Source organism: Pseudomonas sp. 273, from assembly GCF_029201425.1.
In the GTDB taxonomy this organism is placed as follows: domain Bacteria; phylum Pseudomonadota; class Gammaproteobacteria; order Pseudomonadales; family Pseudomonadaceae; genus Pseudomonas; species Pseudomonas delhiensis.
In genome coordinates this window covers 6497800-6510547 of sequence record NZ_CP116775.1, presented here as the reverse complement: position 1 = coordinate 6510547, position 12748 = coordinate 6497800, and the positions used below count along the sequence as shown (strand labels likewise).

At 66.1% G+C, this 12748-nt stretch carries 10 protein-coding genes and 2 pseudogenes; 3 read left to right on the top strand and 9 right to left on the bottom strand.

What is annotated here, in order from left to right; genetic code table 11:
- Positions 1-114 precede the first annotated feature (114 nt).
- The 3 genes and pseudogenes from PKO50_RS29830 to PKO50_RS29820 all read right to left on the bottom strand — a co-directional run bounded on the left by PKO50_RS29830 (position 115) and on the right by PKO50_RS29820 (position 3973).
- Positions 115-872 (bottom strand): annotated as a pseudogene (locus PKO50_RS29830) (SDR family oxidoreductase).
- 191 nt (positions 873-1063) lie between these two features.
- Positions 1064-2445, bottom strand: a pseudogene (locus PKO50_RS29825) (glutamine synthetase family protein).
- A gap of 133 nt (positions 2446-2578) precedes the next feature.
- A complete protein-coding gene (locus PKO50_RS29820; protein WP_109935316.1) occupies positions 2579-3973 on the bottom strand; it encodes an aspartate aminotransferase family protein in 1395 nt (464 codons plus the stop codon).
- A 223-nt stretch (positions 3974-4196) separates the two neighbouring features.
- On the opposite strand from PKO50_RS29820, the gene PKO50_RS29815 reads away from it, so the two are divergent.
- Positions 4197-4859, top strand: coding sequence for a GntR family transcriptional regulator (locus PKO50_RS29815; protein ID WP_109935317.1), 663 nt, complete (start codon positions 4197-4199; stop codon positions 4857-4859).
- Positions 4860-4866: 7 nt separating this feature from the next.
- Here the strand turns inward: PKO50_RS29815 and PKO50_RS29810 are convergent, their stop codons facing one another.
- The 3 genes from PKO50_RS29810 to PKO50_RS29800 all read right to left on the bottom strand — a co-directional run bounded on the left by PKO50_RS29810 (position 4867) and on the right by PKO50_RS29800 (position 6985).
- The gene (locus PKO50_RS29810; RefSeq protein WP_109935318.1) at positions 4867-5079 is read right to left on the bottom strand and encodes a YgdI/YgdR family lipoprotein; all 213 of its coding nucleotides are present in this window, start codon (positions 5077-5079) and stop codon (positions 4867-4869) included.
- Positions 5080-5183: 104 nt separating this feature from the next.
- A complete protein-coding gene (locus tag PKO50_RS29805) occupies positions 5184-5585 on the bottom strand; it encodes an SMI1/KNR4 family protein (RefSeq protein ID WP_074980597.1) in 402 nt (133 codons plus the stop codon).
- A gap of 536 nt (positions 5586-6121) precedes the next feature.
- A complete protein-coding gene (locus PKO50_RS29800; RefSeq protein ID WP_089393937.1) occupies positions 6122-6985 on the bottom strand; it encodes a Tim44 domain-containing protein in 864 nt (287 codons plus the stop codon).
- Positions 6986-7233: 248 nt separating this feature from the next.
- On the opposite strand from PKO50_RS29800, the gene PKO50_RS29795 reads away from it, so the two are divergent.
- Complete coding sequence (locus PKO50_RS29795; protein WP_109935015.1) at positions 7234-8991, top strand: cation:proton antiporter; 1758 nt, start codon at positions 7234-7236, stop codon at positions 8989-8991.
- 26 nt (positions 8992-9017) lie between these two features.
- Here the strand turns inward: PKO50_RS29795 and PKO50_RS29790 are convergent, their stop codons facing one another.
- The 3 genes from PKO50_RS29790 to PKO50_RS29780 form a co-directional block, all read right to left on the bottom strand.
- Entirely contained in the window at positions 9018-10283 is a 1266-nt protein-coding gene (locus PKO50_RS29790; RefSeq protein ID WP_146219620.1) for a hypothetical protein, read from the bottom strand.
- 69 nt (positions 10284-10352) lie between these two features.
- Entirely contained in the window at positions 10353-11114 is a 762-nt protein-coding gene (locus tag PKO50_RS29785; protein WP_109935013.1) for an ABC transporter ATP-binding protein, read from the bottom strand.
- Positions 11115-11122: 8 nt separating this feature from the next.
- Positions 11123-11878 (bottom strand): ABC transporter permease, encoded by a 756-nt coding sequence (locus PKO50_RS29780; protein ID WP_074978273.1) that lies wholly within the window; start codon positions 11876-11878, stop codon positions 11123-11125.
- Between the two features lie 200 nt (positions 11879-12078).
- Here PKO50_RS29780 and PKO50_RS29775 point away from each other — a divergent pair, with 200 nt between their 5' ends.
- Entirely contained in the window at positions 12079-12738 is a 660-nt protein-coding gene (locus PKO50_RS29775; RefSeq protein ID WP_256595904.1) for a sulfotransferase family protein, read from the top strand.
- Positions 12739-12748: the final 10 nt, after the last annotated feature.

Here is a 12748-nt window from a genome sequence, read left to right as displayed (position 1 = left end):
CCAAGACTGGACGCACTGCGCCTGGCCTTGCGACACACTCTTTTCTATACCCCCCATTGGCCCCGGCGAACAGGGGCGCGCGCCAATCGCCGGGCGATTGGCGCGCGGCGCGGCTCAGCGGCCGGCGGAGAGGCCGAAGTCGATGGCCAGGTCGGCGCCGGTGATGGCCTCGGATTGCGGGCCGCAGAGGTACCAGACCAGGTCGGCGACTTCTTCCGGGCGGATGAAGCGCGCTTCCTTGCCCTGTGGATAATCCCGCAGCAGGGCGATCTTGTAGGCGGCCGGGTTGCCCTGGCCGTAGCGCTCGGCCTGGTAGTCGAGCATGGGCGTGGCGATGTCGGCCGGGGAGATGGCGTTGACGCGCACGCCATCGCTGGCCAGCTCCAGGGCCAGGGTGCGGGTGAGCATGGTCAGCGCCGCCTTGCTCGCGCAGTAGGCCCCGAGCCGCGGTAGGCCTGGCGCCCGGAGTCGCTGGAGATGTTCACGATGCAGCCGCGGTTCTCCTTGAGGTAGGGCGTGGCGGCCTGGCACATGTAGAACGCGGCCTTGAGGTTGACCCCCAGGACCAGGTCGAAGTCGTCCTCGTTGAAGCTTTCCACCGGGCCTTCGCGCCAGACGCCGGCGGCGTTGATCAGCGCGTCCAGGCGCCCGGTGCGGGCGAGGATGTCCGCCACCAGGCTCTGGCAGTTGTCCGCCCGGCGCAGGTCGGCCACGGCGCTGGCATCCAGCGGCACCTGGGCGTTGAGCGCATGCAGCCCGCTCTTGTCGACGTCGGTGGCGGCGATGCGCCAGTGGCTCTGGGCGAAGCGCTTGGCGATGGCCTTGCCGAGGCCGCCAGCGGCCCCGGTGATCAGAACAACGGGTGTGCTCATTGACTGAGTGATCTCCCTGCCTGATAGGGAAACGGCGCGCCGTCAGGCAGTGGCGGCACGCCGCAAGGAAGAGGGCCGCACGGGCGGCCCTCTGTCTCTACTGACCAAGAAAAGACCAGAATCTTCGCTTTGCCAGGGTAATTTTTTCGTAAATCCCGCTGGAGCTTTCGCAGGCGACTGATGGTCGCGGTTCAGGCGTGGTGCAGGTACCAGCGCCAGTCCTGTTCGCCGACTTCGCCCATGAACTGCCGGTACTCCTCCCACTTGATGGCCAGGAACACCTTGAGGAACTCCTCGCCCAGCGCCTCGCGGGCCCAGCCGGAGGCTTCCAGGGCGCGCAGCGCGGTGAGCCAGTCGGTGGGCAGGAACTCGCGGGCCTGCTCGTAGCCGTTGCCCTCGATGGCCGCGCCGGGGTCGAGCTGCTCGCGGATGCCCTTGTGGATACCGGCGAGAATCGCCGCGGCGGCCAGGTAGGGGTTGGCGTCGGCGCCGCAGATGCGGTGCTCGATGTGCCGGCTTTGCGCCGGCCCGCCGGGCACGCGGAAGGACACGGTACGGTTGTTCACCCCCAGCTCTTGGCCAGCGGCGCGTAGCTGTTGGCCTGGAAGCGGCGGAAGGAGTTGGCGTTGGGGCAGAAGATGGCCAGCGAGTCGAGCAGGGTGGCCATCATGCCGCCGATGGACTGGCGCAGCAGCGGCGTGCCCTGCGGGCCTTCAAGGTCGGAAAGCTCGCTGGCGTAGAGGTTGTTGCCCTCGGCATCGGCCAGGCTGACGTGCAGGTGCATGCCGGAGCCCGCGCGATCGCCGAACGGCTTGGCCATGAAGCAGGCCTGCAGCCCGTGCCTGTTGGCCACACCCTTGACCAGGCGCTTGTAGCGCACGCCTTCGTCGATGGCCTGGAGCACGTCGAAGCGGTGTTCCAGGGTCAGCTCGAGCTGGCCGGGGGCGTATTCGGAGATGGCGGTGCGCACCGGCAGGCCCTGGGCCTCGCAGGCGGCGTAGAGGTCGTCGAGGAAGGGCTGCACCTGTTCCAGCTCGTACACGCCATAGACCTGCGGCGCCTGCGGGCGTACGCCGTTCATCTGCACCGCCGGCTGCGGGCGGCCCTGGGCGTCGCGCTGCTTGTCCAGCAGGTAGAACTCCAGCTCCACCGCCATCACCGGGTGGAAGCCATCGGCCTTGAGCCGCTCGACCACCCGCACCAGCGCCTGGCGCGGGTCGGCCGGGGTGGCCGGCAGGCCCTGGGTGGGGTGCATGCTGACCTGCAGCTGGCCGGTGGGCGAGCTGCGCCAGGGTTGCAGGGTCAGGCTGCCGGGCAGCGGGTAGGTCCAGCAGTCGGCATCGGCCACTTCCCAGACCAGCCCGGTGCCCTCGACGTCCTCGCCCTGCACGGTGAGGGCGAGGATCGAGCTGGGCAGCGGCCGGCCGTTGTCGTAGATGGCCAGCAGCTCGTCGCGGTGCAGCAGCTTGCCGCGGGGGATGCCGTTGGCGTCGATGATGAACAGCTCGATGCTGCGCACCTCGGGGTGGGCGGCGAGGAAGGCTTCGGCTTCCTTTCGATCGGCGAATTGCATGGTGGTCCTCGGTTGGCGCGGCGCGCCGGGTGTTCTTTGTGTAGGAGCGAGCTTGCTCGCGAACCGTTCTCGCGGCGACGTTTCGGAAGAGCGTTCGCGAGCAAGCTCGCTCCTGCAGGGAGTGGTGTGGCGTTCAGGCCTCGCGAGCCCCGGGAATCGCCAGCAGCTCCGTGATGCCCGCATCCAGGGTGTCGATCAGGCGGTCGACGTCGGCCTCGGTGGTGTCCGGGCAGCACAGGGCCATGTTGTGGAACGGCGTGATCAGGATGCCGCGGTTGATCAGGTACAGGTGCAGGGCCATCTGCAGTTCGTCGTGGAAGGCGGCCTCGGCCTCGGCGCCGGTGCGCGGCGATACCGGGCAGAACTGGAATTCGCTGCGCGCGCCCAGTTCGGTCACCGACCATTTCAGGCCGTGCCTGGCGATCAGCCGGCGGAAGCCGTCGGCCAGGCGCCTGGCCAGCGGCAGCATGTGGTCGTAGGCGGCCTGGGTCATCACCTGTTCCAGGTTGGCGCGCATGCAGTGCATGGCCAGGGCGTTGGCCGAGAGGGTGGTGCCCATGCCGCTGTGGCCGTGGCCATGGCTGTCTTCCTGGGCCTTCTGCCGCGAGGCGAGCATCTTCTCGGCCATTTCCGCGCTGCAGCCGAAGATGCCGCAGGGCACGCCGCCGGCGATCGGCTTGCCGACCACGAAGAAGTCCGGGTCGAGGTTCCACAGCTTCGTGCAGCCGCCGATGCCGGTGGAGATGGTGTGGGTTTCGTCGATGACCAGCAGCGCGCCGTACTTGCGCGTCAGCTCCCGGCACTTCTGCAGGAAGCCCGGATCGGGCAGGACCATGCCGATGTTGGTCATCGCCGGCTCGCACAGCAGGGCGCAGACGTCGCCCCGGGCCAGCGCGGCTTCCAGAGCCTCGACGTCGTTGAAGGGGATGGAGCGGCTGTACTGGGTCAGGTCGTAGGCCTGGCCGACCAGCCCGGAACGCGGCACGGTCTGGCCGTCGCGGTAGCGCACCATGACGTCGTCGACGGTGCCGTGGTAGCAGCCGTCGAACACCAGCAGGGTCTTGCGCCCGGTGATGGCGCGGGCCCAGCGCAGCACGTAGCGGTTGGAGTCGGTGGCGGTGGCGGTGACCTGCCAGAACGGCAGGCCGAAGCGCGCGGCCAGCAGTTCGCCGCAGACCACGGCGTCCTCACCCGGGAGCATGGTGGTCAGGCCGTTGTTGGCCTGCTCGGCCAGCGCCCTGGCGACCGGGTCGGGGGAATGGCCGAACATGGTGCCGGTGTCGCCCAGGCAGAAGTCCACGTACTCGTGGCCGTCAACGTCGTAGAAGCGGGCGCCCTTGGCGCGCTCGACGAACAGCGGGCAGGGGGTGGACCAGTCGGCCATCCAGTGCATCGGCACGCCGGCGTACAGCGAGTTGCGCGCGCGCTCGGCCAGGGCCACGGATTTCGGGTTCTGCTCCAGGAAGCGTTGGCGTTCGCGGGCGGTGAATACATCCACGGCCTGTTGGGCGATTCCGCTGGCGGTCATCTTGCACACCTCGTTTGTTTTTTTGCACATCTTCCGTTTGTGATCACAAAAAAGTCAATACATGCTGGGTGACGCCTGTTAATCTTCGACGCAACAGTATTTGTGATCACAAAAATGTGCGGCCCTGGCAAGGGGCCCCGACGAGGACGATTCGAAATGACGCACGAATGCAGCCTGACCTTCGCCCAACTGCCGGCGCCCCCGGCCCGCGCGGAGTGACGCCATGGCCGAGAACCTCCAGCAACAGCTGTACCAGAACCTGCGCCAGGCCCTGCTCAGCGGGCGCTTCCAGCCCGGCGAGCGGTTGAAGATCCGCGACCTGGCCGACGAATGGGGCACCAGCCCGATGCCGGTGCGCGCCGCGCTGCAGCGGCTGGTCGCCGAGGGTGCCCTGGAGGGCGAGCCGCAGCGCTCGCTGCGGGTGCCGCTGATGACCCGCGAGCGCTTCCTGCAGATACTGCAGATTCGCCAGTCACTGGAGGGGCTCGCCGTCGAGGATGGGGTACCGCGCCTGCAGGGGGCGGACATCGAGGTCCTGGAGGACTGCACCCGGGCCATGGCGCAGGCCGTGCAGCGGCGCGACGTCCAGGCCTACCTGGAGCACAACAGCCGCTTCCACCTGACGCTCTACCACGCCTGCGGCAACCCCACGCTGCTGCGCATGATCGAGGCGCTCTGGCTGCAGGTCGGGCCCTTCTTCAACCGGCTGTTCACCGGCGCCGACCTGTCGCTGCGCCTGAACGACTTCCACGAACACGCCCTGGACGCGATCTGGCGGGGCGATGCCCGCGCCGCGCGGGCGGCCATCGAACAGGACCTGGCCTACTTCGGCCAGTACCTGCTGAATCTGCTGGCGCTGGAGTCGGGAGTGAGCGTGACGCGCTGAGGGCGCGTCACTCGGTCTTGATGTAGCGGACGTTTTCCTTGCGGATGAGGATGGTCTGCCCGTCTAGTTGTTCGAATTCATAGTAGTCGTGGTACTTGTCGAAATCGGCGTGGTCCTTGACCAGGACCTCGCTGCCGTCGTTCAGCGTCACCACGGCCTTGTCGGCACAGCCGGCCAGGCCGAGCAGCAGCGCGCTGAGGAGTAGGTATTTCAGCTTCATAGAGTCTCCAAGGGACATCGTGGACCGGCCTTGGCAGAAGGTTTGGGTACACGCTCGGTAGCCACTGTGACAACCGCTCCGCTTGGAAATTCAGTGGTCCGGGCTCAGGTGTCCAACCATACGTCGCGTGCCCAGGTCCACACCGAGTCCCAGGTTTCTTCGGTCAGTTCGCCGTCCGCCCAGAGCACCACCTCGCCGTCCTGGGCCACCGCATAGTAGTCGTCACCATCGGCGCAGAGCGGTATCAGCTCGCGCGGCAGGCCCATCGCCCAGGCCACCGCGGCCACCTCCGGCAGGTAGGTGTGGGAGTGCGGGTCGGTTACCGTGACCGGCTCCAGGCGGCCGTAGATGACGTCGCTGACCTTGAGGAGGAACTCGCGGAATTCCGACGGAAGGCCGATCAGCAGCTCTTCCTCGATCTCCACCAGCAGTTCCTCGTCCGGCAGCTCCAGGGGGACAGGGACGGGCTCGTTGAGTTCACGCAATTGGTCGATGACATCTTCCACGGCAGGGGCCTCTCGATTGACTGGCGCGCTTTATACAGTAGTAGCCGGCCCTGGGCGCAAGTTCACGTTGGGGGTGTCTGGCGGACGAGTGGAAGGGGTTGGGTTGGGAGGAGGCCGGTGGCCGTGGGGGCGGGGGTGGTTCCGTACCCTCACCCCAGCCCTCTCCCTGGGGGAGAGGGGTGTTCCGGTGCGCTCGGAGGTTTCGCTGGAAACCCGTAGGGCGCATAACGCCTACGGCGTTATCCGCCAAATCGCGGACAAAGTCCGTTCCCACGGTTCCAGGACGCACGGTCGTAGGAGCGGGCCCTGCCCGCGAATCGCGCGCAGGGCGCGCTCCTACAGGTGGGACAGCGGTGGGGGCGTAGGGGCGGACTTCGTCCGCGATTGGACTCACCGGCCGCGCCGGACACCCTGGCACGGATGGCTGTCTCGCTCCCACAGGGCCAGTGCATACCGGCCAGGAACGAAAACGCCGTTTCCCGGAAGGGAAACGGCGTTCTGTCTTGCTTAAGCGGACAGCGCTACGGCAGAAGCTATCAGCCGTTCTGGCGGATACCTGCCAGCAGCCAGGGCTGGTCCTGGCCCTGGGCGCGCTCCATGCGCCAGCTTTCGCTGAAGGTTTCGCCCTGGTCGAAGCGCGAGGTCTTGGACAGGCCACTGAAGGTCAGGGTGGCGATGGTCTTGTCGGCCTGGTCGTCGACGCCTTCCAGCTGCACCTGCAGGTTGTCGATGTAGGTGGACTGGTAGCCGTCGCCCAGTTCGGCGCGTTCCTGCTTCAGCCACTGCAGCATCTGCGGGGTGACGAACTCGGCGATCTTGTCCATCTCGTTGGCGTCCCAGTGCTGCTGCAGGGACAGGAAGTGCTCGCGGGCGGCACCGACGAAGCGCTGCTCGTCGAACCAGCTCGGTGCGTTGATCACCGGGGCGGCGGCGGCCGCACGGGCGGTGGCGCCGAACGGCGACGGCTGGGCGGCCGGCATCTCGCGTTGCAGCGGGGCGTGCCCGGCCATGGCCGGCTGCGCCTGCTGGCGGCGACGGGCGGCGATGAAGCGGAAGACGACGAAGGCGATCAGGGCGATGATCAGGATGTCGAGGAACTGCATGCCCTGGAAGCCGTCGCCCATGAACATGGAGGCCAGCAGGCCGCCGGCGGCGATGCCGGCCAGCGGGCCGAGCCAGCGCGACGCACCGCCGGCCGCGGCGGCGCCTGCGGCCGCACCGGCTGCGGGGGCGGCGGCGTTGGGGGTGTTCGGGGCGGTGTTCGGCTGCGCCTGGCGGGTCTGGTGGCTGGGCGCCGAGCCCATGCTCTTGCCGCCGCCGAACCGTTTGGCGGCATTGACGTCGAGGCTGAGCGTCACGGCGACACAGAAGGCCATGGCAAGGCTGAGAAAGCGCTTCATCGGGGTCATTCTCTTGGTTGGAATACGACGCGCGCCATGTTGCCGAGCCTGGCCGCCAGCGGCCAGCCGGATTTTGTTTCCGGCTATTGCCCCTGCGTCATCCGGGCGCAGCGGGCGGCGCCAGCGGGAACGTCTGTTACCGGGTTTTTCAGCGGCCTCGAAGACGCTGGCCGTTTGATAGTCTGGCGGCCTAGCGGGGCCGCTGGTCGCGCGATCCCCCACTGTCTCATCGCGCGAGGACCGCCGCCATGCACGCCATCGACTTCATCCAGGACCTCGCGGTGATCATGCTGATCGCCGGCTTCGTCACCATCCTCTGCCACCGCTTCAAGCAGCCGGTGGTGCTCGGCTACATCATCGCCGGGGTGATCATCGGCCCGCACACGCCGCCCTTCGCCCTGGTCCACGACGAGCAGACCATCAAGACCCTCGCCGAACTGGGAGTGATCTTCCTGATGTTCTGCCTGGGCCTGGAGTTCAGCTTGCGCAAGCTGTTCCAGGTCGGCGCCACGGCCTTCATCGCCGCCTTCCTGGAGATCACCCTGATGATCTGGGCCGGCTTCGAGATCGGCCGGCTGTTCGACTGGAACACCATGGACTCGCTGTTCCTCGGCGCCATCCTGGCGATGTCCTCGACCACCATCATCATCAAGGTGCTGGGCGACCTGAAGCTGAAGAACGAGCGCTTCGCCCAGCTGATCTTCGGCGTGCTGATCATCGAGGACATCCTCGGCATCGGCATCATCGCGCTGTTCTCCGGCATCGCCGTGAGCGGCACGGTGGAGGCCGACCAGGTGGCCTCCACGGTGGGCAAGCTGAGCCTGTTCATGGTGGTGGCGCTGGTCGTCGGCATCCTGCTGGTGCCGCGCCTGCTGGCCTACGTGGCGAAGTTCGAGAGCAACGAGATGCTGCTGGTGACGGTGCTCGGCCTGTGCTTCGGCTTCTGCCTGCTGGTGATCAAGCTGGAATACAGCGTGGTGCTGGGCGCCTTCCTGATCGGCGCGATCATGGCCGAGTCGCGCCAGCTGCTGCAGATCGAGCGGCTGATGGAGCCGGTGCGCGACATGTTCAGCGCCATCTTCTTCGTCGCCATCGGCCTGACCATCGACCCGCGGGTGCTGGTGGACTACGCCGCGCCCATCCTGGTCATCACCCTGGTGGTGGTGCTCGGCAAGCTGGTGTCCTGCGGCACCGGCGCCTTCATCGCCGGCAACGACGGGCGCACCTCGATGCGCGTGGGCATGGGCCTGTCGCAGATCGGCGAGTTCTCCTTCATCATCGCCGCCCTGGGCATGAGCCTGGGGGTGACCAGCGACTTCCTCTACCCGGTGGTGGTCGGGGTGTCGGCCATCACCACGCTGCTGACGCCCTACCTGATCCGCTCCGCCGACCCCCTGGCGCTGTACCTGGGGCGCACCCTGCCTTCGCCCATGGTGCGGGTGTTCGGCCTGTACGGCGAATGGCTGCGCAGCATCCGTCCGCGCGGCGACAAGGCGGTGCTGGCCGGGATGATCCGGCGCATCCTGCTGCAGGTTGGGGTGAACCTGGTGCTGGTGATCGCCATCTTCTTCGGCCTGGCGTTCTTCGCCGGGCGGATCGCCGAGTGGCTGGCCAACTGGGTCGAGCACGAGGCGCTGCACAAGGCGCTGATCTGGGGCGCCGCGCTGTTGCTGTCGCTGCCCTTCCTGATCGCCGCCTACCGCAAGCTCAAGGCCCTGGCCATGCTGCTGGCGGAGATGGGCGTGAAGGCCGAGAGCGCCGGGCGCCACACCGCGCGGGTGCGCCGGGTGATCGCCGAGATGATCCCGCTGCTGTCCCTGGGCGGCATGATGCTGCTGCTGGCGGCGCTCAGCTCGAGCATCCTGCCGCCGGGCGAGCTGCTGGTGGTGGTGGGCCTGGTGGCCGCGCTGGCGCTGGCGGTGGGCTGGCGCTGGTTCATCCGCCTGCACTCGCGGATGCAGATCGCCCTGCTGGAAACCCTGGAGCAGGGCAAGGGCGGGCATTGAGCCCGCCCGGTGGGGGCGGTGGATTGTCAGCGACCGGCTTCGGCGTCGGTTTCGTAGCCTAGCCGGTCCAGGTCCGTTGCCTGCGGCTTGCCAGGGTTGATCTTCACCTCGCCGCGCAGCAGCTTCAGGGGCGTTGTCACCAGGGCGCGCCTGAGAGCACGCAACGCCTCGGTGAGGCGCCAGGAGTTGCTCATGTAGATGCGCTGCAACTCCAGTTGCACGCTTTCTTTCTGCGACTGGGCGATTTTCAGCTGATCCTCCAGCCGCCAGCATTCGTGTTGCAGGAGCTGCCGGTGATGGGCCTCTTCGCGGCGGGCCTGTATGAGATCCTTGCGCAGTTCCTTCGCGTAGTACTCCCGCCATGCGTCCAGCGACACCGGGCGGGAGATTCCGTCGGTGTTCTCGAGCAGGTTGAAGTGATCGTTGCTGATCATGAGCAGGTGCGTCTCGAGCCGGTCCCGGTCGCTGTAGATTCGATCCAGGTCCTGGCGAATCGGCAGCAGCTCCTCGTAGCGGCTCTCCAGTTCCCGCAGCTGCCCGTCGTCGATTTCATCCGCGCAGCAGGCATCGGCCTGGCGCTTCAGGAGCCGAAACAGGTCTCTGGTCAGCGCCAACGCCTGGCGCGGGTCTTCGAGTTGCTCATCGTGGCTGTGGTTGTGGCGCAGGGCCGGCGCCAGGAAGTCGGTGGCATAAGCGCGCACGTCTGCCGCCGCCCGGTCAGGCTGAGGTAGTTCGAAGGCTTTCGCGATTCGCTCGAGTTCGTTGAGCGGCTCTTCGAACAGCAAGTCGAAATCCACGAAGACACGGGGCTTGCCCTGGGTATGCCGCAAGGCGGCCAGCATGTAATGGCACCACAGCAACTGGGCCTTCAGCGGGTGGAGCCTGTCACGCTTGAACAGCGAGCCGGCAACGCTCAGCGGGTTGCGCACGCAGATCAGGTAGCGATGATCGATGGCGAGGCTGTCGAATACCGATTCCCACAAGGGCTGCAGCAGGCTGACCCGGGGATCCTTGAAGGCGAAGGGGCGGCGTTCGGGCAGCTTTTCCGCCAGCAGGCGCTGCGCTGCGGACCTGTGTTCGGCCCCCAGCCTGTCCAGTTGCAGGGGCTCGAGCCTGTCCCAGTCGTTGTCCAGGACTTCGCTGATGAGCTGCTGGTTGAAGTTGTGGATATCCAGGTCTTCGAAGAAGCCGCGCTCGTTGTTGCCCTTCGCTGCCGGCATCAGGTTGTTGCCCAGCTCCACGCCGAGCAGTTCCAATCCCTTGGTAATCGCACTGGTGCCGCTACGGTGCATACCGAGAACGACCAGGACTTTTCTTGTTGTTGTCATTATCAATGTGCCCCCTTGATCGGCCGCTCCGCGTTACGCCGGATCGGCCTTGGCCATCAATGCCTCTCGCTGGGCCTTGCGTTGTTCACGTACCACTTCCTTGATCACCCGGTCGTAATGCCCGAGCACCTCGTCGGTCGCGCCGCAGTCGATCGATTTGCCTTTCTCGATCCATAGCACCCGGTCGCACAGCTTGCTCACCGCGTCGAGGCTGTGGGAGACCAGGACCACCGTCTTGTTCGAGCGGATCTTCTCCTGCATCGCCTGCTGCGAACGATCCTTGAAGGTCTGGTCGCCGACCCCGAGCACCTCGTCGATCAGCAGGATGTCCGGGTCCGCGTGCATGGCCACGGAAAAGCCCAGGCGGGCGCGCATGCCGGTGGAATAGCTGGCCACCGGCTGTTCGAAGAAGTTCTCCAGGCCGCTGAATTCGCGGATTTCATCGAGGCGAGTACGGACCTGCCGGGCGGACAGGCCTAGCAACAGGCCGCCGATGATGGCGTTGTCGCGCCCGGACAGGTCGGTCTTGAAGCCCACGTTCAGGGCCAGCAGGCTGGCCACCAGGCGCTTGTGGCGCTGGATGCGGCCGTGGTTGGGCTCGACTATGCCGGCGATGACCCGCAGCAGGGTGCTCTTGCCGGCGCCATTGCCGCCGATCAGGCCCAGGGTCTCGCCCTCGTGGAGTTCGAAGGACACGTCCTGGAGCGCCCAGAATTTTTCGTAACGCAGCACGCCGGTGCGCTGGCGATAGCAGAGGCTTATGCGATCGGCGGTGAGGATGACATCGTTCTTCACTACTGGCCTCACAGCATCAGCTTGGCGTATTTACGGTCATAGTAGTGCAGCAAGCCGCACGCGACCGCGAAGATCGGCAACGAAACCAGTATCACGTAGGCCAGGCTGGCCCAGGATGGCCAGGCGTTGTGCAGGAGCATGTCCCGGTACGCGGTGATCACCGGCGCCATCGGGTTGAGGTTGAAGAACAGCTTCATCTTCTCGGGCAGGTGGTCGACGCTGAAGAACACGCCAGAGAGGAACATCATCAGCATCAGCACATTATCCACAACCTGCTTTAAGTCGGGTGCGAGGGGCAGGATGGCGGCGAGCAGGAAGCCGATTGAGACGATAAGAAACAACTGCACCAGCATCACCGGTAACAGTCCCAGCCAGTGCACGCTCGGCACATGGCCGCTGGCGAGCAGGGCGACGATCAGCAGGCCGAGGATGATCAGGAACTTGAAGGTGTTGCTGAGGATGGGGATCAGCGCGAACACGTACTTGGGCACGTAGATCTGCTGGATGATCCCGGCATTCGCCGAGAGGGCGTTGCTGGCCAGTCGGACTGAGCCGTCGAACCATTTCCAGACCACCATGCCCGACAGTAGCATCGGGACGTAGCCGGGGGTGTTCTGGCGCAGGGCGAGGCCGAAGACGATGTAGAAAGCCCCCATGTACATCACCGGTTCGATGATCCACCAGAGGAACCCCAGGAAGCGCCGGGCCACCTCGGTACGCAGATCGGTGTAGACGCCGTAGAGGACGATATCCCTGTACTTCATTTCTTTTTTATTGGATTGAAATGGGGTATCCATTTAACCACAATGCGGTTCCAGAAAAGCCTCGCGATTTTCGTGCGATCCCTGCCGAATTAACAAAAAACCAACAAAAAGAGCTCAGGATGCGGTTCATTCAAGCCTTGTTCAAATCAAAGGGTGAAACGGCCCCGCAGCTGCCCGCCACTACCCTGATGGTGGTCGGAATGCATCGTAGCGGCACCAGTTTCCTGACCGGTTCGCTGCAGCAGGCCGGCCTCGAGCTGGGCAAGCACAGCACCTGGAACCCGCACAACCTCAAGGGCAACCGCGAGAACCTCGACATCGTCGGCTTCCACGATCGCGTCCTGGCGGCTCGTGGCTTCGCCTGGGATAACCCGCCCGACGTGCCGATCCGCTGGAGTGATGCCGAGTTCGCCGAAGCCCGGGCGCTGATCGACGATTACCGCGAGGTGCCGCGCTGGGGGTTCAAGGACCCGCGGGCGGTCCTGGTGATCGAGGGCTGGCAGCAGCTGCTGCCTTCCCTGGGCTATGTTGGCATCTTCCGCCACCCGCAGGCCGTGGCGCAGTCCCTGGATGCCCGCGGCGGCATGCCGCGCGAGCGCGCCTTCGCCATCTGGGCGGCCTACAACCAGCGTCTGCTGGACCTGCACCGGCAGGCCGCCTTCCCGGTGCTGTGCTTCGACGAGGACGAAGCGGTGCTGCACCGCAAGCTCAACGGGGTGCTTGATGAGCTGGCACTGCAGCGCTTGCCCGAGGAGCGGTTCTTCAGCGCCGAACTGCGCCATCATGTGACGCAGCAGGCCGAAGCCTTGCCCGCGCAGATCGACAAGATCTACCGGCAACTTCAGGCCATCGCCCGCTGAGGCCGGAGTT